This window comes from Mycolicibacterium obuense, assembly GCF_055397605.1.
In genome coordinates, this window is record NZ_AP043663.1 from 621,440 (window position 1) to 644,646 (window position 23,207).

The 23,207-nt window shown below is 68.0% G+C and carries 27 protein-coding genes; 9 read left to right on the forward strand and 18 right to left on the reverse strand.

Annotated features, from left to right (window positions below; all coding sequences use genetic code 11):
- The first annotated feature begins 5 nt into the window (after window positions 1-5).
- A complete protein-coding gene (locus ACZ50N_RS02890; RefSeq protein ID WP_048423455.1) occupies window positions 6-1,304 on the forward strand; it encodes a hypothetical protein in 1,299 nt (432 codons plus the stop codon).
- On the opposite strand, the gene ACZ50N_RS02895 is transcribed toward ACZ50N_RS02890, so the two are convergent.
- From ACZ50N_RS02895 to ACZ50N_RS02920, 6 genes are read right to left on the reverse strand one after another with little or no spacing between them, the layout of a single operon-like run.
- Window positions 1,275-1,847 (reverse strand): hypothetical protein, encoded by a 573-nt coding sequence (locus ACZ50N_RS02895; RefSeq protein WP_464474585.1) that lies wholly within the window; start codon window positions 1,845-1,847, stop codon window positions 1,275-1,277. The two genes, ACZ50N_RS02890 and ACZ50N_RS02895, sit on opposite strands and share 30 nt — an antisense overlap.
- Window positions 1,844-2,407 (reverse strand): hypothetical protein, encoded by a 564-nt coding sequence (locus tag ACZ50N_RS02900; protein WP_048423453.1) that lies wholly within the window; start codon window positions 2,405-2,407, stop codon window positions 1,844-1,846. The genes ACZ50N_RS02895 and ACZ50N_RS02900 overlap by 4 nt, the downstream gene beginning before the upstream one ends.
- Window positions 2,404-3,030 (reverse strand): hypothetical protein, encoded by a 627-nt coding sequence (locus tag ACZ50N_RS02905; protein ID WP_464474586.1) that lies wholly within the window; start codon window positions 3,028-3,030, stop codon window positions 2,404-2,406. Before ACZ50N_RS02905 ends, ACZ50N_RS02900 begins: the two co-directional genes overlap by 4 nt.
- Window positions 3,027-3,839, reverse strand: coding sequence for an exodeoxyribonuclease III (locus ACZ50N_RS02910; RefSeq protein ID WP_464474587.1), 813 nt, complete (start codon window positions 3,837-3,839; stop codon window positions 3,027-3,029). The genes ACZ50N_RS02905 and ACZ50N_RS02910 overlap by 4 nt, the downstream gene beginning before the upstream one ends.
- Before the next feature lie 5 nt (window positions 3,840-3,844).
- Window positions 3,845-4,738 (reverse strand): N-acetylglutamate synthase, CG3035 family, encoded by an 894-nt coding sequence (locus tag ACZ50N_RS02915; RefSeq protein ID WP_464474588.1) that lies wholly within the window; start codon window positions 4,736-4,738, stop codon window positions 3,845-3,847.
- 3 nt (window positions 4,739-4,741) lie between these two features.
- The gene (locus ACZ50N_RS02920; protein WP_048423450.1) at window positions 4,742-5,335 is read right to left on the reverse strand and encodes a peptide deformylase; all 594 of its coding nucleotides are present in this window, start codon (window positions 5,333-5,335) and stop codon (window positions 4,742-4,744) included.
- 138 nt (window positions 5,336-5,473) lie between these two features.
- Here ACZ50N_RS02920 and ACZ50N_RS02925 point away from each other — a divergent pair, with 138 nt between their 5' ends.
- From ACZ50N_RS02925 to ACZ50N_RS02945, 5 genes are read left to right on the forward strand one after another with little or no spacing between them, the layout of a single operon-like run.
- Window positions 5,474-5,791, forward strand: coding sequence for a nucleoid-associated protein NapA (locus ACZ50N_RS02925; RefSeq protein ID WP_046364786.1), 318 nt, complete (start codon window positions 5,474-5,476; stop codon window positions 5,789-5,791).
- A gap of 31 nt (window positions 5,792-5,822) precedes the next feature.
- The gene (locus ACZ50N_RS02930) at window positions 5,823-6,281 is read left to right on the forward strand and encodes a LytR C-terminal domain-containing protein (RefSeq protein WP_046364787.1); all 459 of its coding nucleotides are present in this window, start codon (window positions 5,823-5,825) and stop codon (window positions 6,279-6,281) included.
- Between the two features lie 10 nt (window positions 6,282-6,291).
- Complete coding sequence (gene sodC / locus ACZ50N_RS02935; protein WP_048423449.1) at window positions 6,292-6,999, forward strand: superoxide dismutase[Cu-Zn]; 708 nt, start codon at window positions 6,292-6,294, stop codon at window positions 6,997-6,999.
- Complete coding sequence (locus tag ACZ50N_RS02940) at window positions 6,956-8,122, forward strand: glutamate--cysteine ligase (RefSeq protein WP_110814825.1); 1,167 nt, start codon at window positions 6,956-6,958, stop codon at window positions 8,120-8,122. Before sodC ends, ACZ50N_RS02940 begins: the two co-directional genes overlap by 44 nt.
- A gap of 1 nt (window position 8,123) precedes the next feature.
- Window positions 8,124-8,756 (forward strand): LON peptidase substrate-binding domain-containing protein, encoded by a 633-nt coding sequence (locus ACZ50N_RS02945; protein WP_464474589.1) that lies wholly within the window; start codon window positions 8,124-8,126, stop codon window positions 8,754-8,756.
- Window positions 8,757-8,827: 71 nt separating this feature from the next.
- On the opposite strand, the gene ACZ50N_RS02950 is transcribed toward ACZ50N_RS02945, so the two are convergent.
- From ACZ50N_RS02950 to ACZ50N_RS02960, 3 genes are all read right to left on the reverse strand, one after another.
- Entirely contained in the window at window positions 8,828-10,060 is a 1,233-nt protein-coding gene (locus ACZ50N_RS02950; RefSeq protein WP_464474590.1) for a COG4705 family protein, read from the reverse strand.
- 91 nt (window positions 10,061-10,151) lie between these two features.
- Entirely contained in the window at window positions 10,152-11,042 is an 891-nt protein-coding gene (gene efeU, locus ACZ50N_RS02955) for an iron uptake transporter permease EfeU (RefSeq protein ID WP_464474591.1), read from the reverse strand.
- A gap of 36 nt (window positions 11,043-11,078) precedes the next feature.
- On the reverse strand, window positions 11,079-11,786 hold the full coding sequence (locus ACZ50N_RS02960; RefSeq protein WP_464474592.1) for a DedA family protein: 708 nt from the start codon (window positions 11,784-11,786) through the stop codon (window positions 11,079-11,081).
- Window positions 11,787-12,029: 243 nt separating this feature from the next.
- On the opposite strand from ACZ50N_RS02960, the gene ACZ50N_RS02965 reads away from it, so the two are divergent.
- The gene (locus ACZ50N_RS02965) at window positions 12,030-12,689 is read left to right on the forward strand and encodes a phosphatase PAP2 family protein (protein ID WP_464474593.1); all 660 of its coding nucleotides are present in this window, start codon (window positions 12,030-12,032) and stop codon (window positions 12,687-12,689) included.
- A 146-nt stretch (window positions 12,690-12,835) separates the two neighbouring features.
- Entirely contained in the window at window positions 12,836-14,146 is a 1,311-nt protein-coding gene (locus tag ACZ50N_RS02970; protein WP_464474594.1) for a sensor histidine kinase, read from the forward strand.
- On the opposite strand, the gene ACZ50N_RS02975 is transcribed toward ACZ50N_RS02970, so the two are convergent.
- Together ACZ50N_RS02975 and ACZ50N_RS02980 are read right to left on the reverse strand one after the other, a co-directional pair.
- Window positions 14,107-14,796 carry a response regulator transcription factor gene (locus ACZ50N_RS02975; protein ID WP_048423443.1) on the reverse strand — a complete coding sequence of 230 codons (690 nt, stop codon included), beginning with the start codon at window positions 14,794-14,796 and terminating at the stop codon, window positions 14,107-14,109. The two genes, ACZ50N_RS02970 and ACZ50N_RS02975, sit on opposite strands and share 40 nt — an antisense overlap.
- A 103-nt stretch (window positions 14,797-14,899) precedes the next feature.
- On the reverse strand, window positions 14,900-15,151 hold the full coding sequence (locus tag ACZ50N_RS02980) for a hypothetical protein (protein ID WP_464474595.1): 252 nt from the start codon (window positions 15,149-15,151) through the stop codon (window positions 14,900-14,902).
- Between the two features lie 201 nt (window positions 15,152-15,352).
- Here ACZ50N_RS02980 and ACZ50N_RS02985 point away from each other — a divergent pair, with 201 nt between their 5' ends.
- On the forward strand, window positions 15,353-16,204 hold the full coding sequence (locus ACZ50N_RS02985) for an ABC transporter permease (RefSeq protein ID WP_464474596.1): 852 nt from the start codon (window positions 15,353-15,355) through the stop codon (window positions 16,202-16,204).
- Between the two features lie 134 nt (window positions 16,205-16,338).
- On the opposite strand, the gene ACZ50N_RS02990 is transcribed toward ACZ50N_RS02985, so the two are convergent.
- From ACZ50N_RS02990 to ACZ50N_RS03020, 7 genes are read right to left on the reverse strand one after another with little or no spacing between them, the layout of a single operon-like run.
- Complete coding sequence (locus tag ACZ50N_RS02990; RefSeq protein WP_464475580.1) at window positions 16,339-17,055, reverse strand: SAM-dependent methyltransferase; 717 nt, start codon at window positions 17,053-17,055, stop codon at window positions 16,339-16,341.
- Window positions 17,036-17,404 (reverse strand): monovalent cation/H(+) antiporter subunit G, encoded by a 369-nt coding sequence (gene mnhG / locus ACZ50N_RS02995; RefSeq protein ID WP_046364791.1) that lies wholly within the window; start codon window positions 17,402-17,404, stop codon window positions 17,036-17,038. Before mnhG ends, ACZ50N_RS02990 begins: the two co-directional genes overlap by 20 nt.
- Complete coding sequence (locus ACZ50N_RS03000; RefSeq protein ID WP_046364792.1) at window positions 17,401-17,688, reverse strand: monovalent cation/H+ antiporter complex subunit F; 288 nt, start codon at window positions 17,686-17,688, stop codon at window positions 17,401-17,403. Before ACZ50N_RS03000 ends, mnhG begins: the two co-directional genes overlap by 4 nt.
- A complete protein-coding gene (locus tag ACZ50N_RS03005) occupies window positions 17,685-18,221 on the reverse strand; it encodes a Na+/H+ antiporter subunit E (RefSeq protein ID WP_046364793.1) in 537 nt (178 codons plus the stop codon). Before ACZ50N_RS03005 ends, ACZ50N_RS03000 begins: the two co-directional genes overlap by 4 nt.
- Window positions 18,218-19,834, reverse strand: a complete 1,617-nt coding sequence (locus tag ACZ50N_RS03010; RefSeq protein ID WP_048423440.1) for a Na+/H+ antiporter subunit D — start codon at window positions 19,832-19,834, stop codon at window positions 18,218-18,220. Before ACZ50N_RS03010 ends, ACZ50N_RS03005 begins: the two co-directional genes overlap by 4 nt.
- Window positions 19,831-20,301 (reverse strand): Na(+)/H(+) antiporter subunit C, encoded by a 471-nt coding sequence (locus ACZ50N_RS03015; protein ID WP_046364795.1) that lies wholly within the window; start codon window positions 20,299-20,301, stop codon window positions 19,831-19,833. Before ACZ50N_RS03015 ends, ACZ50N_RS03010 begins: the two co-directional genes overlap by 4 nt.
- Complete coding sequence (locus ACZ50N_RS03020) at window positions 20,298-23,201, reverse strand: Na+/H+ antiporter subunit A (RefSeq protein ID WP_048423439.1); 2,904 nt, start codon at window positions 23,199-23,201, stop codon at window positions 20,298-20,300. The genes ACZ50N_RS03015 and ACZ50N_RS03020 overlap by 4 nt, the downstream gene beginning before the upstream one ends.
- Between the last annotated feature and the right edge of the window lie 6 nt (window positions 23,202-23,207).

Sequence of the window (23,207 nt, forward strand, 5' to 3'; positions counted from 1 at the left end):
CGCCCATGCTCACCATCGCGCGGCGGACTGCCGGGTTGTGGTGGCGAACGTGGCCCCGGCTCGCGGCCCTGTACGTCGCCGGCTGGTTCGTCCGGTACTGGGTGCTGCAGTTCGCGATCTCCGTCGGCATCGACCACGGCGAGCTGTGGGGCTCGCTCATCATGGCCGTCGTCCCGATCGTGCGATTGCTGACCTACCTGGGGATGTTCCTGGTCATCCGGTCCGAGACGGTCGCTCTCCAGTACCTCGAGAGCAGCGGAACAGCGGCGCAGCGGGGCGTCATCGACTTGACGCTGACCGCCGTCCTGCCCTTCCTCGTCATCTACACACTATGGAAGCTGGTGGTCGCGGACTTCTACGTCTACTTCACGACCGTCAACATCACGACCGTCTACGAGGGCACGCAGGACCGCGTGGCGGCAGTGGTCAACCACACTGCCGGCGCGCCGCTGATCACCGTGATCGTCATCGCCTTCCTGTTGCGCCAGCTCATCACCCGCTTCCGCGACCGGCTGCCCTCGGCGATGATGCTGCTCGCCGTCTACTTCCAGGTGCTGTGGTTGTTCTTGACCATCCAGGCCTCGTTCGCGGCGCTGTTCGGTACCGCCGACTGGATCGCACAGCGACGAATCATCGTGTGGTACAGCGGGATTCGTGAAGAGATGCTGTCACACCTGGGCGCGCTCGGCCGGTTCTACGAGTCCGTGACCGCCGCGCTGGGGCCGCTGACCCAGGTCGTCGCGCTCTCGCTGGCCTGGCTGGCCATCGCCGCCGCGGTCTACGGCACCCCGCTGACACCGACCTGGCAGGGCGGCCGGCGGGCCTTTCTCGGCCACCGCGGCGACGTCGCCGCGGCCCGCGCGATCGATCGCGGCCGAAAGACCCTGCGGCCGCGCTGGCAGCGGGTGCCCGCGACGGTGCAGGAGCGGGTGGTCGAATTCCTGCGCGGCCAGCTCGGCATGTTCGGCCCGATCGTCGACGCCGGCCGATTGATCCTGCATGGCGGAGCGCTGCCCATCGCGTTCTTCGTGCTGGTCTACACGGGACTGGTCGTGCTCGCCCCGGGCAACGCCTACTTCGATCCGACGGTCACCGACGGCTACCTCTTCCGCGCCGTCGCGGTCGCGCTCGGCCCGCACGAGTGGGCGTGGTGGCAGGCCTTCGACGACACGATCCGGCTGGTCATCGACGCCGTCATCGACCCGATCCGCATCTGCCTGGTGGCCGCGACGTACTGGTTCTGCGTCGACCAGGTCCGCGCCCAGCAGGCCGCGTCAGGTCTGGAACCTGACCACCAGCGGTGACTCGTCGTAACTGGTGAACACAGGCGCGTTCGCCTCGTCGTCTGTCCGCGGCGCCGGCCTCTCGCCCGGCTGCAGCAGCACCTCCACCGCGCCGATCGCGACGCCGTCGGGCACGTACATGGCCACCAGCAGCGGGCCGTCCTGACTGCAGACCGTCGTGTAGTGCTGCTGGTAGGCGAACCGGAACACCGACATGTCGGTCGCCGTCGTCGTCCAGCGCCGCGACCCCTCGACCATCGACGCCGTGCAGAACTGGAACCCGTCGGGCAATCCCGCCGGCCGACCGTCACGTTCGCGATCGAGGACATAGCTCGCGAGGCGGCCGCCGGCCGGTGGCTCACCGGGGGAGGGGAGCTGCACCGGCGTCAGCCGCCACCGCAGCCCGAACACATCGGCCCACTGCCCGGCCGCCACTGTCTGCACCGGTCGGGTGTATCCGAGCTGACGCGCCCACTGCCTGTACGTCACGGTGCCGCCGATCGCCGCCACCAGCACCGCGATCACGATGAACGCCCACCAGTTCGACCGCAGCCAGCGCCTCATGGCGCCGCCTTGTCGAGGTCCAGCTGTGGCAGCGCCTCACCGGGCACCTGCAGCGGCACCGCGATCGCCGAATCCAGCGGCGCGGGCATCGGATTCCCGTACCGGTCGGCGGTCTTGTTGTACACCAGCAACTCCGCCGAGGTCGGCACCGCGGGCACCTCGAACGCGACGACGTTGCGCTGCGTCAGCCCCGGCGGCGCGTTGCGCGCGAACCCGCTCAACGGCGACGTGAACCGCCGCCCGTCCGCGGTCAGCTCGAACACCGGCGATTCCGCCGAGAGCAGCGGTTCGTAACTCAAGGCGACCACGAGCCACGCGCCGTCGGTCGACATACGCACCGGCACACCGTCGTTGGTGAAGGTCACCACCCGTGCCAGCTGCACGTCGTGCACCGTCACAGCCAGATTGCGGCCTTCGACATGCTCGCCGACCGCGCCGGTGACCTCGATCGGCGCCCAGGACTGCATCTTGGTGGGCAGCTGCAGCCACAGCCAGGTGGCTGCCGCCAACATCGCCGCCGCGGCCAACACCCGCGCCACGGGTAGGAGCCGGCGGGTCACCGGTACACCTGCGGGGTCAGGGCGAGATCGCCGTACTCCGAGGCGTTCCCGCCGAAGTCCTCGGCGATCCGGAACGTCGAGATGAAGGTCGACATCTTCGGCAGGCGGATGTTGATCTTCGGCGCAGCGGCCAGCTCGGCGGCGGGCACCGCCCAGACGAAGCGGTAGTCGGTGGTGAACCCGGGTTCCACCGTCGGCATCGGCTGCCCGTCGCGCAGCCGCACGGCCGTCTTGAAATAGGCCGGGATGCCGATGATGCCGATGACGCCGGTGATCGCCGACGGACGTGGCCCAGCGCAGTCCGCGTCGGTGCCGATGACGGGTGACGAGTTCGGCAGGGAGACAGACCGATCCGCAACGCTCTCGACTGTCGCGTCGACGGTGAGGAAGCGGCACTGCTCGGTGAGGGCGCGCAATCCGTCGACCCTGTCAGGAAGGGCCGCCGCCCGCACGGTGATCCGGAGGGGGCCGTCGTCGTAGGCCTGCCCCAGCGTCAGGGGCGTCACCCGGTCGGCGGTGGCCAGACCGCCGAAGGCCGCCGTCGCGCCGATCACGATCAGTGCAGCCACCCATTTGAGCCGGCCCAATGACATTCGGCGCCAGGGCGACTCGGTGGGCGTCATGACGCCAACGTCACCACGACCGGGGCGTGATCACTGGGCGATCCGACGCGATCCTTGCCGGTCTTGCGTTCGTCGCGCGCGATCTCGGCATGCTCGACGCGAGTGGCCAGCGCCGGTGAGCCGAGGATGAAATCGATGCGCATGCCGCGGTTCTTGGGGAAACGCAGCTGCGTGTAGTCCCAGTAGGTGAAGACGTCCGGTCCTGGTGTGAACGGCCGCACCACGTCGGAGTATCCGGCCGAGACGACGGCGTCGAACGCGGCCCGTTCCGGTTCGGTGACATGGGTGCTGCCCACATAGGCCTCGACACTCCACACGTCGTCGTCGGTGGGTGCGATGTTCCAATCGCCGACCAGGGCGATCTGTGCCGATGGGTCGTCGGCCAGCCAGGACGACGCGGAACGGCGAAGTGCAGCAAGCCATTCCAGCTTGTAGTGGTAGTGCGGGTCGTCGACCACGCGGCCGTTGGGGACGTAGAGGCTCCAGACCCGCACCCCGCCGCACGTCGCACCGAGCGCACGCGCTTCGGCGGCCGCGGCCGGCCCGTCACCCCACGTCGGCTGACCGTCGAAGCCCACCGCGACGTCGTCGATGCCGACTTGCGAGGCGATGGCCACCCCGTTCCACTGACTGAACCCGCAGTGCACCACCTCGTACCCGAGCGCCGCGAACGGCATCGTCGGGAACTGCTCGTCGGAGCACTTCGTCTCCTGCATCGCGAGCACGTCGACATCGGCACGTTCGAGCCAGTCGGTGACCCGATCGACCCGCGCGCGAATCGAATTGACGTTCCACGTCGCCAACCGCATACCGTTCACAGTAAGTCCTCGGCGCGTACATAGCGGGAACGATGGTGAAGGGTGAAGCCCATCTGCTCGTACAGGCGGCGTGCGCCCTCGTTGTCGCTGACCACCTGCACATAGGCCCGCGTCGCGCCGCGCTCGCCGGCCCACCCGAGCAGTCCCGTACACAACCGACGGGCCAGACCCTGGCGGCGGGCCGATTCGACGACGTGCACCGCGGACACGCCGGCCCAGCGGGTGCCGTCCGGCGCCTCGGTGATCGCGACGCGGCCCACGGCCGCGTCCGCCAGCGCGCCGAATCCGACCTCGCCGTCCACCACCGCGGTCAGCACGGGCGGCGGGACGTCGCGCTCGTAGAGCGTGAGCCAACGCTCGTCGGGAACTGCGGACACCGTGACCTCGCCGGCCGTGCCCGGTTCGACCTCCGCCGTCATGACCAGGTTCTCGGCGTCGGTGGGCACCCCGTCGGGGATGCGGAACAGCCGATCGGGTGCCGATATCACGGCGGGAAGTCCACGGGCGGCGTAGTGGCCGGCCATCTCGACGATCTCGGCATGCGAGGTGAAGTGCAGCGGCACAGCGGAATTGGCGCGCCGGGTGGCGCCCCCACCGAAACGCAGGAACCAGCCGTCCAGCCACTGCTGCTCGGTGCCGGGCCAGGCCAGCGCGGCCGCGTGTTCGAGGTTGCGGATCGCACCCACGCGTACCGGCTGCTCCGGGACCACCCGGAACGCGACCACGTCATCGCCGGGGATCGTGACGACCTCGCCGTGGCGGGTGCGGACGGACACCGCCGGCTCGACCTGCTCGACGTGACCGATCACATCGGTGAACGGTCGCGCCTCATCCGCCGGGAGCCGATAGCGCAGGCTGACCCGGGCGCCGAGCGGCGGCAGCTGCGGCACGGCTCAGTGACCGAACGGATCGGGGTCCTCGCCGGGCAACCAGGTCAAACCGGGCACGCCCCAGCCATGCGACTTCACCGCCCGCTTCGCGCTGCGGGCATTGCGGCCCACGAGACGGTCGAGATACAGGAAGCCGTCCAGGTGCCCGGTCTCGTGCTGCAACATGCGGGCGAACAAGTCCTCGCCCTCCAGCGTGATCGGCGTGCCGTCGGCGTCCAGACCCGTCACCCGCGCCCAGGACGCACGGCCGGTCGGGAAGGACTCGCCGGGCACCGACAGGCAGCCCTCGTCGTCGTCCTCGGGGTCGGGCATCGTCTCGGGGACCTCGGAAGTCTCCAGCACCGGGTTGACGACGACGCCGCGCCGCCGCACCGTCTTACCGCGCGCGTCGGCGCAGTCGTAGACGAACACCCGCTTGGCCACGCCGATCTGGTTGGCGGCCAAGCCGACTCCGTTGGCGGCGTCCATGGTGTCGTAGAGATCGGTGATGAGATCGGCGAGATCGGCGGGCAGAGACCCGTCGTCACCGACGGGGATCGGCTCGGTGGCGGTGTGGAGAACCGGGTCCCCCACAATGCAGATCGGTCGGACAGCCATGCCCGAAAGCTTAAGGTGGCGCGCGCGGGCCCCGACTCGCGGTCATTGGTGACGATGTCCGTGACCGAGCCGTGATTGAATACGTCCTGCAAACCACACTGATGTCATTTCGACCGTTGGAAGGGTCCAAGAGGCGATATGGACGGCGCGATCGTGCGGACTGACAAGTCAGGGGACTCCGCAGACGGCGCTGAACCCGCCGACGGTCTGACCCGTCGAGAACACGACATCCTGGCGTTCGAGCGCCAGTGGTGGAAGTACGCCGGATCCAAGGAAGACGCCATCAAGGAGCTCTTCTCGATGTCGGCGACCCGCTACTACCAGGTGCTCAACGCGCTGGTGGACCGGCCGGAAGCGTTGGCGGCCGATCCGATGCTGGTCAAGCGACTGCGCAGGCTGCGGGCGAGCCGGCAGAAGGCGCGCGCGGCGCGGCGCCTCGGCTTCGACGTGACCTGAGGCCGTCGGCGAGCCGATACAGTAGGCGCCGATGAACCAGCGAGAATCCTCAGGACTGCCCCTGCGGGCCATGGTGATGGTCCTGCTGTTCCTCGGCGTGGTGTTCCTGCTCGTGGCCTTCCAGTCGATGGGCGGCAGCGACGACGACTCCGGTAGCGACTCGATCGCGACGTCGATCACGAGCACACCCACCACGCCGTCGACCACTGCGCCGCCGGCGAAGGCCGACGTGCGGGTCTTCAACATCTCCAACACCGAAGGGGCGGCGCAGGGCACCGCCGATCGGCTGCGCGAGGCCGGCTGGAACGTGACGGAGACGGGCAACCTGACCCTGCCCGACACGACGGTCACCACAGTGTTCTTCAGCGACGCCGCCGGTGAGCAGCAGGCCGCCGAAGAGGTCGGCCGATTGCTCGAAGCGCCGGTGGCGCCGCGGTTGCCGGAGCTGACAGAGCAGCCACCAGGCGTGATCGTCGCGGTCACCGGCTAGGCTCTTGCACATGCGCAGGACCGTCGCCGCCGCCACCTTGTTCGCAGCGCCCGCACTCGCGTTGGCCGCCTGTTCGCCTCCGGGCGACGTGCCCACCGATGCGCCGGGCACCACACCCCCCGTCTGGACCGGTTCGCCGTCACCGTCGTCGTCCGCCGGTGAGGGCGGCTCTGGCGAGGGGCAGGCCCAGGCCGCCGGCGGGGAGACCCTGAAGGCCGACCTCAAGACCGCCGACGGCACCACGGTCGCCACCGCCGACATCGCGTTCTCCGGCGGATACGCCACCGTCACCGTGCAGACCTCGGCGACCAGCCAGCTCACGCCCGGCTTCCACGGCCTGCACATCCATTCGGTGGGCAAGTGCGAGGCGAACTCGGTCGCGCCGACCGGTGGGGCCCCCGCGAACTTCAACTCCGCGGGCGGACACCTCCAGGTACCGGGCCACAGCGGGCATCCCGCCAGCGGCGACCTCGCCTCGCTGCAGGTGCGTGAAGACGGCTCGGCCAAGCTGATCACCACCACCGACGCCTTCACCGCCGATCAGCTGCTCGACGGCGCCGGCACCTCGATCATCATCCACGAGAAGGCCGACAACTTCGCCAACATCCCGCCGGAGCGCTACAGCCAGGTCAACGGCGCACCGCCGCCGGACCAGACCACCCTGGCGACCGGCGATGCCGGAGCTCGGGTGGCGTGCGGTGTCATCACTCGGGGCTGATCGACGGCCCGATAGCCGCATCGATTTCGCCGGGTCCGCCCGGCCCACCCTCGGTGTCGAGTGGGAGTTCGCGCTCGTCGACGCTCAGACGCGCGACCTGAGCAACGAAGCCGCCTCGGTGATCGCCGAAGTCGGCGAGAACCCGCATGTGCACAAGGAATTGCTGCGCAACACCATCGAGGTCGTCACAGGCATCTGTGACACCGTTCCCGAGGCGATCGACGACCTGCGCGCCACGCTGCGACCCGTGCGCGACATCGTGCGCGCCCGCGGCATGGAGCTGTTCTGCGCGGGCACCCACCCATTCGCGAAATGGTCGGCGCAGCAGCTGACCGACGGACGCCGCTACGCCGAGCTGATCAAACGCACCCAGTGGTGGGGACGGCAGATGCTGATCTGGGGCGTGCACGTGCACGTCGGGATCTCCTCGGCCCACAAGGTGATGCCGATCATCACCTCACTGCTCGACTACTACCCGCACCTGCTCGCGTTGTCGGCGTCGTCACCGTTCTGGGACGGTGAGGACACCGGGTATGCCAGCAACCGCGCGATGATGTTCCAGCAGCTGCCGACCGCGGGTCTGCCGTTCCACTTCCAGGAGTGGCGCGAGTTCGAAGGATTCGTCGCCGACCAGAAGAAGACCGGCATCATCGACCACATGAACGAGATCCGTTGGGACATCAGGCCTTCCCCGCATCTCGGAACCGTGGAGGTGCGCATCTTCGACGGGGTGTCCAACCTCAAGGAGCTCTCGGCGCTGGTCGCGCTCACGCACTGTCTCATCGTCGATCTCGACCGCCGCCTCGACGCGGGGGAGACCCTGCCGGTGATGCCGCCGTGGCACGTGCAGGAGAACAAGTGGCGTGCGGCGCGCTACGGGCTGGACGCCATCATCATCCTCGATGCCGACAGCAACGAGCGGTTGGTCACCGAGGATCTCGACGAGCAGCTCGAGCGGCTGACGCCCGTGGCCCGATCCCTCGGCTGCGTCGACGAACTCGCCTCCGTCGCCGACATCTACCGCGACGGCGCGTCCTACCAACGCCAGCGGCGGATCGCCGAGGAGGCCGACGGCGACCTGCGCGCCGTCGTCGACGGGTTGATCGCCGAGTTGGTGATCTGACGTGCCGACGATTCCGATGTTTCCTCTCGAGGTGGCCATGCTGCCCGGAGAGACGTTGCCGCTGAAGATCTTCGAGCCGCGATACTCGGCGCTGGTGCAGGCGTGCCTGGCCGCGCAGGACCCCGCGTTCGGCGTGGTGCTGATCGCCGCCGGGCGGGAGGTCGGTGGCGGCGACAGCCGCAGCGACGTCGGCACCGTCGCGCACATCACCGAGCACCAGGACCTCGGTGCCGGTCAGTACGTGATGAAATGCGCGATGCGAGAACGGTTCCGCGTCGTCGAATGGCTGCCCGACGCACCGTATCCCCGGGCGGTGATGGAATTGTGGCCCGACGAGCCGGGGGCGCCGGTGACCGCGGACGCGATCCGGGATATCGAGGACCGGATGGTCGCGCTGTTCGAGCGGATCGCGCAGGCGCGCGGCGCCGAGGTCAACGCACGCGACATCGTGCTCGGTGCCGACGACTCCGGCGACGCCGCACTGTGGTTGTACGCGCTGACCGCTCGGCTGCCGATGGGGCAGGCCGACCGGTATTCGATCCTGGCCGCTCCGACTGTCGCTGACCGTTTGGTGGCGCTCTCCGAAGCGGTCGAGACCGTCACCGCGATGGTGGAGTTCCAGCTCTCGGAGTGATCACTCGGGGTCGAAGTCGTGACTCCTGAGGCGCTGCAGTGCCCGGCCGTCGGTGAGTTCGTCGCGGTCCGTCATTCGAGCGCCGTCCGAAGCTCATTGAGCGCCTGCGTCTCGGTGGCGGGGTCTGGTTTGGCGTCCCTGATGGACGTGAGTACGGCGTCGATTCGGCCGTCGATGGCTGTCCAGGTCGCGGCGTCCATCGCCTGCAGCTTGGGTTGTCCATCGTCCCATGCGCTTTCAAGCTTCTTCGCACTGGCGGTGGCGCCAGCCTGGTCGCCAGCATTGACCCTGTTCAGCATGTCCTGGGTGAGAGCGCGGAACTGTGCGACGTCGGCCGCCGGGAATTTCGCGACAGCTTGGCCGGGTGCAATGGCGGTGATCGTGGCGGGCCCCTCGGTTCCGGGAGGTGCCCCGTGCGGCTGGGCGTTGGCCCATAGGAGTAGTCCGATCGTGGCGGCGGCGACGGCGGCGAAGTAGCCGAGCATCATCCTCTCCCGACGAGGTTTGGCGGCGCGGGGCGTATCGGGTTCTATTACGTCGGCCTTGGTGACAATGAGATACACGACCGTGGCCAGGATGGCGGTGAGGAAGATGACGCTGGTGATGGCAACGCCGAGGCCGAGACCCTGCTGACTTCTCGGGAAGCCCAGCCAGTCGCCCATGTTGGCGCCTAGTGGGCGCGTCAGAATGTAGGCGAGCCAGAACGAGAGCACCGCGTTGGCACCGAGCTTCCACCCCGCGACGATCAGGAGGATCAGGCCGGCGGGTAGCAACACAGCGATGCCGGGGCCCCATCCGGTGATGTCCAGGGTCCAATCTCCGACCGCGGTGCCGAGGGCGAACGTGACCAGAATGGCCAGCCAGTAGAACAATTCGCGCGGCAGCGTGGTGATGCTGTGAATCGACAGTGTCTTCTCCTTGGCGAACCAAACGCCGAAGACCACGGCCAGGATGAGTGCGAAGACGGCACTGCTGGCGGCCAGGGGAACGCCGAACTGATCGGTGAGGATGTCGGTGTAGAGGGTGCCGGTCACACTGAGCACCACCACCGTCAACCAGTAGACGAATGGCTTGTAGCGGTCCAGCGAGAGCTGCCATATCAGCACGGCAGCCAGGACGACGGTGAAGATCGCGGCGGTGGGGACCAGCCCGACGCCGAGTGTCATGTTGATCCAGTCGGCGAAGCTCTCGCCGACAGTGGTGCACAAGATCTTGATGACCCAGAACCACACGGTGATCTCGGGGACCTTGCTCAGCATCGTGCGATGGGCCTTGGTCGGCGCCACGTTCGTCGTCTCGTTCATGGGGCCGGAACCTACGGACGTCTCGCTGAGGGCCCGCTGAGAGTTGAACCGGTGAGTGGCGCGTCTTTGCGTTCGTCTACTTTGCGGGGGCTCAGCCCTCGGCGAGTTGTCTAGAGGTCGTTTGCGATGCAATGGGGGTCCGTTGCGGGCGAAGGAACAGGGTCAGAACGACGATGACGTAGAGCACCCACGTCGTGGCCTGCAGGACGGTCGGATCGGGTCGGAAGTTGAAGATCCCTTGCAGGACGGCGCCGTACCAACTCGACAGTGCGAAGTGGGCGGAGACGTCGAAGGCGGTATGCGACAGCCCAGGAAGCCAACCGACCGTCTGGAGCGCTCGGACACCGTAGGCGAGGATGCCCGCGGCGACGACCACAAGCAGCGCGCCGGTACATGTGAAAAACGTCGCGAAGTTGACGCGCAACGATCCGAAGTACATCGAGATGGTGAGGATGGTGGCAACCACGATGCCGAAAAGCAAACCGACCAGCGGCCACGAGCTACCGGCTGCGTTCTCCGCATACCCGACCATCAACAATGCGGTCTCGACTCCCTCCCGACCCACGGCCAGGAATGCCAGCACGGTGACCGCGACAGGCCCCACGGACAGCGCCCGCGTCATGTCGGCGCGCAGTTCTCCGGAGATGCTGCGTGCAGCGGTGCGCATCCAGAGCACCATCCATGTCACGATCCCGGCGGCGACGAGAGATGCGACTCCGGCAATCAGTTCAGCGGCCAGCCCGGACAGCGTCGATGTGCCGTAGTGGATGCCCAGGAAGATGGCGGCGACCATGGCGACGGCGGCCAACACGCCTACCGCAACCCATTTGAGCGATTCCCGGCGTTCGGACTTGACGAGAAACGCCACCAAGATCATGACCACGATCCCAATTTCGAGACCCTCGCGGACGCCGATCAATCCACTGCCCACCAGCTGTACCGTTATCGAGGGTGCACCGCTTCCGCCGTCTGCAAGATCCATCCGCTCGCCTGCACCTTTCGTCGGGACCTGGCGCCATTAGGTTTGGCGTTCCTTGGTCGACTGCCGGGCAGACCGTAGGTGCGCTTCGCTGAGAGCTCGCTGAGAAGCGTGAGCAGGGTCAGTGAGATGAACCCAGCGCTGCGCTGCCTCGGAGTGGCGGCGGCGCCGGACAACGACAATCGAACCGACCGCGATCGCCAGCGCTGCCGCAGCCACGATCGCGTAGCTGGGGCCTCGCATCGCTTGCTCGGCTGACCGCCAGTTGGTGCCAAGGGCATATCCAGCAACGGTCAATGCCGCCGTCCACGGCAGGCAGCCCGCGACGGTGTAGAGGCCGAACCGCAGCGGCGCCATACCCGCAATGCCTGCAGGTAGCGAGATGAAGGTGCGGATGCCTGGCAGCAACCGTGCCCAGAAGACCGATGACGATCCTCGGCGGACGAACCAGTCCTGTGCTCGATCAATCTCGGAGGGACGCAACAGAATGTAGCGACCCCAGCGGCGGAGAGCTGGTCGGCCACCGTAGCGGCCGACCAGCCACGCCAGGTAGCTTCCCGTCACGTTGCCGAGCGTTCCGGCCGCGATCACGGTGGCCAGATGGGGATGCGGCCCGCTGACCGCACCCGCGGCAAGGGCGCCGCCAAGCAGCATCGTCACCTCCGACGGCACCGGGACGCAGGCGGATTCCGCAGCCATAAGCAGGAAGATCGCGATGACGCCGTAGGTGACGACGAGATGTTGCATGACCCTCACCTTTGAGCACCGCTGCTGAGGCCACGCTGAGAGACGTCGAGCGCAGCCATCCTCAGCGTGGTCTCAGCGAGCTGGGTCGACGCTGTCTCCATGAACGTGCGCCAGCGCGGGACGGCCCGCACCCTCTCCAAAAGTTGGTCGGGCGAAACATGCAGCCCTGCATCCGCGACTTCTGCTCCACGGCAACAGGAGCCGGGAGTGACACGGCGGGGTGGGTTCGGAGGCATATGCGCGATGCTCGCTCTCGCATCGTTGGCGTACATATTGCTCGCCGTGATGGCGCACAACGCCGTGCACGGCACGGTCGTCGACCATGCTGTGCTCGCCTGGATGGTCGATCATCGGCACAGTTGGCTGACGACTGTTGCCGTCGCAATCACAAACGTCGGAAGCCCGGTGGTGATGGGGACGCTGGCAGTTCTGTGCGCGGCACTTCTGTGGTGGCGGCTGCACTCCGCGGTTCCCGGCCTGGTCGTCGTGGCCACGCTGGCCGGTGCCGCAGGCATCAGCACGTTGACGAAGACCGTGGTCGGCGCCCGTCGGCCCGCGCACGCAGTGCAACTCATCCTCGAGGTGGACCCCGCGTTCCCGTCCGGGCACGTCACGGGCACGTTGACGCTGCTGGGGATGATTGCCGTCATTGTCGGGCGGCACCGGAGGCCAGCGGTGCGATCGGTGCTGGCGTGGGCCGTGGTGACTGTCACTGCGGCGGTTGCGCTGACCCGGCTCTATCTCGGAGTGCACTGGCTCACCGACATCTCTGGCGGGCTGGTGCTCGGAAGTGCCGCCGTCACCCTTGGATCGGCGACACTCGGGACGGTCGCGGGATCGAGTTCGCGCCCCGGCGGGCATCGCGCCGAGTCGCCGCTTGGGGAGGCGACTCGGGTGGCATGATCCGGTCAGTCGCGCCGCGATGGAAGACCGTCGACCATGCTGGGGGAGCACCCTTGCCCCGATTGAGACAGCCCGGCACATGGTTGCGGCCACGGCACTGGGGCATTTCAGCCCGGTCGGCGTTTGCCTCTGCGGCGGTCGTGCTGGTGGCATTCGTCATCGCCGGCTTGGGTTTGGCGCTCATCCTGTACCGCTCGCTCTTGGCCGGCGTCGACGACGCGGCAGCCGCCCGTGTACGAGACATCGTGGCGGCGTTGCAATTCGACGCTGCGCGTGACCTGGACAGCGTGCTCACCGCGACCGACCAACGCATCGTCGCAGTTCAAGTGATCGACGCGGCGGGAACAGTCGTCAAACGGTCGGCGTCGGCGCCGGCGGATGCACTGATTGCCCCGGCATCGGTCGGCCCCGCCATGCGGATCGGGCTACCCGACAACGCCTCGCCGGACGGGGACATGCGGATCAGCGGCCAGACCGTGAACGGCGTCGACGGCCCGTACACGATCCTCGTCGGCGCGGGCAGCGAAGCTGTCGAGTCGACGGTCAAGACCGTCATGATCCTGCTGGCAGGCGCCGCGCCGATCGTGACCGTGGCGGCCGCCGCGGTCAGCTACCTGCTGGTGGCCCGATCGCTGCGATCCGTCGACGCCATCCGCGCCCGGGTGGCCGACATCAGCACCTCAGACCTCACCGAACGGGTGCCCGTCCCCAGCACCTACGACGAGATCTCCGCACTCGCCCTCACCATGAACGAGATGTTGGCCCGTATCGAAGCGGGCCATGACGCTCAGCGGCGGTTCGTCGGGGACGCGTCCCACGAACTCCGCAGCCCGGTGCAGGCCATGCTCTCGGCGCTCGACGTCGCCGCGGCGCACCCGGAGTTCCTCGATGCCGACCTCGCGAGCGGCACCCTGCGACCCGAGGCGCAGCGGATGCAGTCCCTCGTCGAGGACCTGCTGCTGCTGGCCCGTGCCGACGAGCGCGGACTCACCCTGCGACGCAGAGACGTCGACCTCGACGACCTTGCGTCGCTGGAAGTGGTTCGGCTGCTTCGGGAGACGACCCTGACCGTCGACGCGGAACTAACTCCCACCCGCCTTGTCGGCGATCCCGGCGGGCTGTCGCGCGTGCTGCGCAACCTGTTGGAGAACGCGTCCCGACACGCCTCGTCGACGATCGAGCTGCGGGTCCACCCTGCCGAGCACCACGCCGTCGTTACCGTCGCCGACGACGGCCCTGGAATACCCGAGGCCGACCGCGCAAGAGTGTTCGACAGGTTCGTGCGACTGGACTCCGATCGGTCCCGCAGCTCCGGCGGCACGGGTCTTGGCCTGGCGATCGTGTCGGAAGTCGTTGCTGCGCACGGCGGTACCGTGACCATAGGTGACCGCGTCGCCGGCGGTGCACTCGTGACGGTTCAGCTGCCGCTGATGAACTCGCCGGAATCCAGCCGGTAGCCCGCACCGCGGATGGTCTGAATAGTGTTGGTGCCGAACGGAGTGTCGATCTTGCGGCGCACATAGCCGACGTACACCTCGACCACGTTGTCGGGTCCAGCGTAATGCGCGTCCCAGACATGTTGCAGCATGTCGTTCTTGGTGACGACAGTGTCCTTGTGACGCATCAGATACTCGAGGACGCCGTACTCGCGCGGCGTCAGCTCGATCGGCGTCGAGTCGCGCTGCACGACCCGCCGCGCAGGATCCAGGCTGAGTGTGCCTGCAGTCAGCACCGTCGGTCGCTGAGGTGCGCCGCGCCGGAGCAGCGCCCGCAGCCGTGCCAGCAGCACAATGAACGCGACGGGTTTCGACAAATAGTCGTCAGCGCCCAAATCGAAGGCGTCGGTCTGGTCGTAGTCGCCGTCCTTGGCAGTCAGCATCAACATCGGTGTCCACACTTCGCGGGCGCGTAACGTGCGCAGCACCTCATAGCCGTTGAGGCCGGGAAGCATGATGTCCAGGACGATGACGTCGAACGCGTGTTCCGTTGCTTGCCACAGGCCGTCGACGCCGTTGTCGGCGTGCACCACAACGAAACCCTCTGCGCGCAGACCCATGGTGAGAGTGGCCGCGAACCGCGGTTCGTCCTCGACGATCAAGACCTTCACGATTGGTCATCCTCCACTCGTCGGCCAGGGTGTGCCAGAGGGCGGCGGTCCGCGAATCCCGGGGAAGGACGCGCCGACCGCCGCCCGCTGGTGGCCGGTGAACCTATGGGGTCGGCTGCACCGAAAAAGTCGGATCGGGTGTGTCGCCCGGCTCGGGCAGGTCGGGCTGATCCGGCACATCCGGGGTGTCACCGGCTTCCGGTAGATCAGGCTGACCCGGCACGTCGGGGCCGTTGCTCGTCGTCGGAGCCTGCGGGAGGGGACCGTTGATGGTGGCCGCAGTTGCGACCCCCGAACCTCCCACAAGCAGGGCCGCAGCCGCGATACCCGCAGCGATCACGTGACGCTTCACCATGTATTTCATCTCCTTTCGCCGACGTCGCGAGAGGTTGCGACGCCGTTGACACCACATTCGCAACGGCCCGCTGTGAGGACGCTGAGGTCATTCGGCCCGCGGAGAACCGGTCGGAGCACGCGGCAGACACGATGCAGGAGTCAGTGATCAGCGCAGAGTCCGACACCGGCATCGTCGTCGTCGGGATGCACACTTGACTGGGTGAGCACCGCCGAACCCCTCCTGACTCCCACCCTGGTCGTCGTCTGTGTGCTGATGGCGGTGCTGGCTGCCGTGGTGAACCGCATGGTCCTGCAGGGATCACCCTGGGCGGCGCCCACCGCGGCGATACGGGCCGCCGCCCAACTGGCTGCCGTGGCAACTGTCCTGGCGATTGCCTTACGGCAGTTGTGGTCGTCGGCCCTGGTTCTCGCAGTGATGTTCGCGGTCGCCTCGTTCACCGCCGCACGTCGCAGTCAGGCCCAGCATGGAGCGTGGTGGCTGGCGGCTGCGCTCGCTGTCGGAATGATTGCCGTCATTCCGCTGCTTCTGCTCACCGGCGTCGTACCACTCACCGGTGTTGCCGTGGTCCCGGTGTTCGGCATCGTGTTGGGCGGCACCATGACCGCGTCCGCGGTTGCCGCTCGGCGGGCACTCGACACCTTGGGGGAACGCCACGGAGAGGTGGAAGCCGCCCTCAGCCTCGGCCTCCCGGAACGCTTTTCGAGGATGTTGGTCATCCAGCGGCCCCTCTCGGATGCGCTGCTCCCAAACCTCGACCAGGCCCGCACCGCCGGATTGGTCACTCTGCCCGGCGCGTTCGTCGGCGTCCTCCTAGCGACGGGATCAGCCACTCAGGCCGGCGCAGTACAAGTCCTCGTCCTGATCGCGCTGCTGCTGGCACAGGTGTGCGGGGTGGCAGTGGTGGGTGAACTCATCGCCCACGGAGTGATCACCCGACCGGAACCGGCGCAGCCCCCTACCCCAGCCCGCGGTCGCAACGGTGCCCAAGGGGTGCTCCGTCAACGTCTCGGTCGACGATCGACGTTTCAGTCACGGCCTTCGACGTTATAGGGGCCCACTTTCCTATGACCGCCCGTGAGGTCGTTCGGCCAAGTGAACAGATGTCACCGCCGCCATCCTCTTGCCACGTCGGCACATCCAGTGCCCACCGGTGCAGGCACCCTTGACCGCAGCTGCTGGCATCCCTAGAGCAGGGTCCCGCAGACGAACACGTAGGGCGGCGCCGGTGCCTCGGCGTCGCGGTGATAGCGGTGCATCACGTCGCGGGCATCGGACGACGATGCGTCCCAATGCTGGCAACACAACCACCGAGCCACATCCGGTTCCGCTGTTGCCTCGACCGCGATCCGGCTGCCCCTCGCACTGTAGAGCGTGATCCGCTCCAACAGCGTGTCCCGGGTGTCATCGTCCAAGTCTGGAAGCAGACTCTCCACCACCCAGGCCGTCGGCTCATTGTGGTCGAAACCAGCCTCCCGCAACGCTTTCGGCCAGTCATCGGTCACCGCGGCAGGCACCGGCACGTACTTGGCGCCCAGCTGCGCATCGGAGGCGTCCATGGTCTTGGTCTTGTGCGCCAACACCGTCGACTCGTCGACATCGAAGACCACGGCGTCGCTGAGCCACGGCAGGCGCCACGCCCGGGTGTCCAGACCGGCGCCGAGCACCACCACCTGCGAAATGCCCGCGGCACCGGCAGCCAGGACGTAGTCATCGAACCACTTGGTGCGCGCCGCCGAGTAGCCCGGCCCCGCCGTAGGCAGGTCGACCTGCCCGGCGCCGGCCAGCAGCAGATGCGCATACGGATCGGAGAACAACGGGTGGTCCGCCTCGGTTTCCGCGGCGCGGACCGCGGCGACACTCAGAGCCGTGCGACCCTGCAGGTCACCGCTGGGGCGCATCATGGTCGCCGGGTTCCCGATCGTCGGCGAATTCATGCATCTCGTCGGTGGTCATCAGATCGTCGCGGATGTTCTGCTCCCGGTAGGCGAGTTGGCCCACTCTGTTGGCGATCACCGGGGCGGTGATCGCGGTGAACAACCCGGTCAGGATGAGCATGCCGACGTCGACATGACCGCGCAGCCGCAGCGCCGCGCCCAGCAGCACCAACAGCAGCCCCAGCACCTGAGGCTTGGTGGCCGCATGCATCCGGGACAGCGTGTCGGGGAAGCGGACCACACCGATCGCCGCCGTCAGCGCGAGCGCCGATCCGCTGAGAATCAGTACGGCGGCGGCGATGTCGAATCCGTTCACCGGGCCGGCCCCTTCTCCGCCGGGTCGGCGACGTCGGGCACGCGGAACCGGGCGACGCTGACGGAGCCGACGAACGTGATGAGCGCCAGCGCGGTCAGGCTGTAGGTGACCGTGGTGTCCAGACTGAACGCCGCCCACGTGCCGATCGCACACATCGCGACCGCCACCAGGGTGTCCAGCGCCACCAACCGGTCCAGCGTGGTCGGGCCCATCAGCATGCGGAGCATCGTCGCCAGCGCGGCCGCCGACAGCATGGCTCCCGCGGCGATCCAGACGACGGTCATGACGCGGCCTCCTTCTCTGCCACGGGTCGCCAGTCCGACTCTCGTTCGAAGGAGGCGACCAAGAGCTTCTGCAGACTGTCCACCTGCTTGTAGAAGCGTTGCACCGTGCGCTCATTGCCGACGTCGAGCACGTGCACGTAGATCATCCGGCGCGGCTGATCGATCTCGAGCACGATGGTCCCCGGCGTCAGGTTGATGATGTTGACCGCCAGCACCAGAACGAGATCCGACTTCAGCGCGAGGTGCGCTCGTAGCACCGCGGTCAGCGGCGGCGGTCCGGGTTTGAGCGCCAAAGCCGCCACCTGCACGGAAGAACTCAGCAGTCGGAAGATGATCGTGAAGACCAGACGCACCAGCGGGATCGGGTGCAGCCGGCCCTCCACGGGCACCGGCGGCAACGGCAGCAGCAGCGTGATCACCAGCGCGACCAGCAGGCCGGACAGGATGTTGGCCGCAGACACCGTGCCCCACAGCAGAACCCACACCAGGATCAGCCAGCACACCATCCAGACGCGCAGCGCGATCGTCCTCATCGAGTCGCACCCCCTAGCACCGCGCTGATGTACTGCCCGCGGTCCAGCACCTCGGCGGCTGCCCGCTCGCTGTAGGCGAAGATCGGTCCGGCGGCGACGGTCAGGGCCAACCCGACCGCGATCAGCGCACCCGTGGGTATCAGCATGCCGATCGGCATCTTGCCGACGTCGTCACGGTCGACGAACTCGATGTCGGCATCCTCGGGGCTGTCCAGCAGGGCCGTCGGCGCACCACCGGACAGATGGCCCTCCGGGGCGTCCTTGCGGGACCGCCAGAACGCCTTGGTCCACACCCGGGCGATGACGTAGAGGGTGAGCAGGCTGGTGATCACGCTGCCCGCCACCAGCATCCACGCCAAGACCGAGCCCGACTCCGAGCCCGCCTCCAGCAGCGCCACCTTGCCGATGAACCCCGAGAAGGGCGGGATGCCACCGAGATTGAGGGCCGGTACGACGAACACGAACGCCAGCACCGGGCTCGCCGCGGCCAGCCCGCCGAGGCGTTCCAGTGTCGAGGCGCCTGCCTGACGTTCGATCAGACCGACGACCAGGAACAGCGTGGTCTGCACCAGGATGTGGTGGGCGACGTAGTAGATCGCGCCTGACATCCCGAGCTGGTTGGACAGCGCGATACCGAACACCATGTAGCCGATGTGGCTGACGAGCGTGAAGGACAGCAGACGCTTGATGTCGCTCTGCGCGATCGCGCCGAGGATGCCCATCAGCATCGTGGCCAGGCCGGCGACCAGCAGGACGTTGTCCAGGGAGCCGCCGGGGAAGAGCAGCGAATGCGCCCGGATGATGGCGTACACACCGACTTTGGTCAGCAGGCCGGCGAAGACGGCGGTGACGGGAGCGGGCGCGGTGGGGTAGGAGTCGGGCAGCCACGTCGACAGCGGGAACACCGCGGCCTTGATGCCGAACGCGACGAGCAGTACCGCGAACAGTGCGGTGCGCGTGCCCTCGGAGACCCCGTCGAGCCGCACCGACAGCTCCGCCATGTTCAACGTGCCCGTGGTCGCGTACACCAGCGCGATGCCGAACAGGAACACCAGCGACGACACCATCGACACCATCACGTAGGAGATGCCCGCGCGCACGCGCTCGCGGCTCGCGCCGATGGTCAACAGCACGAAGCTCGCATTCAGCAGAACCTCGAATCCGACGAACAGGTTGAACAAGTCGCCGGCCAGGAACGCCATGAACACGCCCGCTGACAGCACCAGATACGTGGGCAGGAAGATCGACACCGGCTGGCGGCCGTCGCCGTCGCGCACGCCCTGCCCGATCGCGTAGAACACGACGGCGAGCAGCACGATCGACGAGACGACGAGCATCAGCGCGGAGAGCCGGTCGACGACGAGTGTGATGCCCAGCGGTCCCATCCCCGGCTCGGTGGGCCCCCATCCGCCGACCTGCAGCGCGATCGTGCCGTCGCGGTCGGCGAGGTACACCAGCACCGCCGACACGACGAGCACGGCACTGAGCGCGATCACCGCGATGATGCGTTGCAGCCGAGGCTTGCGGCCCGCGAGCAGCGTGACGGCGGCGGCCAGCATCGGGATCAACACGGGCAGCGGGGTGAAGACCGCGGCGAGATGAGCTCCGATCATCGGGACCCCTCGTAACCGGGTATCGCATCGAGTTCGTCGGGCAGATCGGTGTCGCGGGTGCGGTCGGGTTCCAGCCGGCCCTCGAGCTCCTCGCCCACCTCCGTGCCGGACTGCTGCGACACGCGAATGTCCTCGGGGTCGTTGCTGACCTCTTCGCGCGTGTTCAACCGGTAGGAGCGGTAGGTCAGCGCCAGCACGAACGCCGCCACGCCCATCGTGATCACGATCGCGGTCAGGATCAGGCCCTGCGCCAGCGGATCAGCGGTCGTGGTGTTGTCTCCGCTGGTGCGGCCACGGACCGGCGGATTGCCCGCGGAGCCGCCCACCGACAGCAGCAGCAGGTTGATCGCATTACCGATCAGCAGCAGCCCCAGCAGCATCCGGGTCAGATGCCGTTCCAGCAGCAGGTACACCCCGGCGGTGGTCAGGCCACCGATCATCACCAGCGAGATCACGTATGTCGTCATGACTGCCTCGCCCTGTCCGTACGTCGGGCCATCTCGCCGATCTCGTCGTCGATCTGCGCGCCCAGGCTGCGCAGAACGTCGAGCACCAGGCCGACCACGATCAGGTACACCCCCATGTCGAAGAACAGAGCGGTGACGAACTTGACCGTGCCCAGCACCGGGACGTCGACCTGGATGAGCGCCGACGACAACACCGGCGCCCCCAGGAGCAGCGACGCGGCGGCGGTGCCCGCCGACAGCGCCAGACCTGCGCCCAAGATCTTGCCGGCGTCCAGCGGCAGCGCCTCACCGAGTTCGTAGCGGCCGCCGGCCAGATACCGCAGCACCAGCGCGAGCCCGGCCATCAGACCGCCCGCGAACCCGCCGCCCGGCGTGTTGTGGCCCGCGAAGAAGAAGTACGCCGACAGCACCATCATCACCGGGAAGATCAGCCGCGTCGCGACCTCCAGGACCAGTGAACGGTTACGCGGATCGCGCAGCTCGCTGCCCCGCAGCCACGTCACCTCGCCCGCGGCCGGGCTGTTGTGCGAATACACCGCGAGCCTGCCGATGTCGGGCTGCCCGGCGTCGGCCACCCGCGGGGCCGCCCCGAAGCGACGGTTACGGAAGACCATCGACGCCACCCCGGTGGCCGCCACCAGCAGCACCGAGATCTCCCCGAGGGTGTCCCAGGCGCGGATGTCGACGAGCAGCACGTTGACGGTGTTCGCGCCGTGGCCGCGCAGATACGCCGCGTCGGGCAGCAGTTCGGCGATCGGTCGACCCGATCGGGCCGCCATCGCGAACGCGGCCAGCACGGTCACCGTCGCACCGACTGCGACGGCCAATGCGGCCCGGGGAACACGGAAGCGGCGGATGTCCGCGCCGCCGGTCTCGGCGGGCAGCACGCGCAGCACGAGCACGAACACCACCAGCGTCAGCGTCTCCACCAGAAACTGCGTCAGCGCCAGATCCGGGGCGCCGTGGAACGCGAAGATGACACCGCAGCCGTAGCCGGTCACCCCGACCAGCAGGACGGCGGCCAACCTGTTGCGCATCACGCACGCGGCGAATGCGGCCGCCAGCATCACCAGACCGACGATGGCCTGCGGCGCCGATTCCCACAGCTCGAAGTCGGGACGATCCCGGGCGCCGAGCGCCAGCACCGCCAACGGGAGGAGCACCAGGGTGGTCAGAATGACCGACTGCGTAGCGGGGATGGAGCCGCGCTGGGTGACCGCGGTCAACCGCACCGACATCACGTCCGCGCCGCGCAGCACCGCGTCGTAGATGCGATCGGCGTTGGCCAGCGGCAGGAAACCGAGCCGGGCGCGCCGCATCCGGCTGCGGCCCGCGTACATCGCGGTACCGGTCACGAGCACCAACACCGACAGCAGCAGCGGAAGGTTCACCCCGTGCCACAGGGCCAGGTGGTAGTCGGCCTCGTAGCCGGCGGGGTCGGGCACCTGGTCGGCGTAATCGCTGAGCACGTGGTCGAGCCCGGTCGGCCACACGCCGAACGCCAGCCCGGCCGTCGCCAGGATCGCCGGCGGGAGCAGGAACGGCGTTTCCGGGCGGTGCATCTCCTTCACCCGTGTACTCGGCTGCGGCAGACCCTTGCGCCCGAACGCGCCGAACACGAAACGCAGGCTGTAGGCGGTCGTCAGCACCGAACCGCACACGATCCCGGCCAGCACGAACGGCGCGGCAGCACCCAGCGTCGGGCTGTGCAGCACGGTCTCGAAGTCGGCCTCCTTGGCGACGAATCCGAGGAACGGCGGCAGCGCCGCCATGCTGGCCGCCGCGGCGCACCCGATGACGAGCAGCGGTTTACTGCGGTCGCCGAGCCACGCGAGCCTGCGGATGTCGCGGGTGCCGGTGGCGTGGTCGATGATCCCGACGACCATGAACAGCGTCGCCTTGAACAGCGCATGCGCACACAGCATCGCCAGCCCGGCGAGCATCATCTCGCTGCCGCCGGCGCCGACCATCAACGTGATGAAGCCCAGCTGGCTGACCGTGCCGAACGCCAGAATCAATTTCAGGTCGTACTCGCGCAGCGCTCGCCAGCCGGCCAGCAGCATGGTCAGCAGGCCCAGCCCTACCACCGTCGGACGCCACTCGGGGGAGTCGGAGAACCCCGGCGTCAGCCGTGCGATCAGGTAGACGCCGGCCTTGACCATCGCGGCGGCGTGCAGATACGCGCTGACCGGGGTCGGTGCCGCCATCGCGCCGGGCAGCCAGAAGTGCAGCGGCACGATCGCCGACTTCGACAGGGCGCCGATGAGGACTGCCACGATCGCCACCGACGCGGCCACCCCGGTGGGCGGATTCGCGACCAGTTCGGAGAGCAGGAACGTGCCGGCGCGGTTGCCCAGGATGACGATCCCGACCAGCATCGCCAGCCCGCCGAACGTCGTCACCAACAGCGCCTGCGTGGCCGCGCGGCGACTCATGGCGCGCTCGGCGTAGTGGCCGACCAGCAGGAACGACAAGACGGTCGTCGTCTCCCAGAACACGTAGAGGACCAACATGTTGTCGCTGGTCACCAGGCCGAACATGGCGCCGGAGAACGCGACCAGCTCCGCGGCGAAGCTCGGCAGCCGCTTCTCGGTGTGCCCGTCGTGGTGGTGGAAGTAGTCGGCGCAGTAGAACAGCACCAGCGCACCGATGCCCAGCACGAGCACGCTCATGATCGCGGCGAGCGCGTCGAAGCGCAGCGTGATGTCCATCGACAGGCCGGGCACCCACGAGACAGTCAGCCCCTGCGCCGGGCCGCGGCCCGGCCAATGTCCGGCGACCCAGACCAGAGAGCCGAGCGGGACCAGCGCGAGCGGATAGAACGCGCGACGACCGAAACGGTGGACGAGAACGGGCGCCAACAGGGTGGCCACTGCGTGCGCAGTGAGGATGGCGAGCATGGCTCC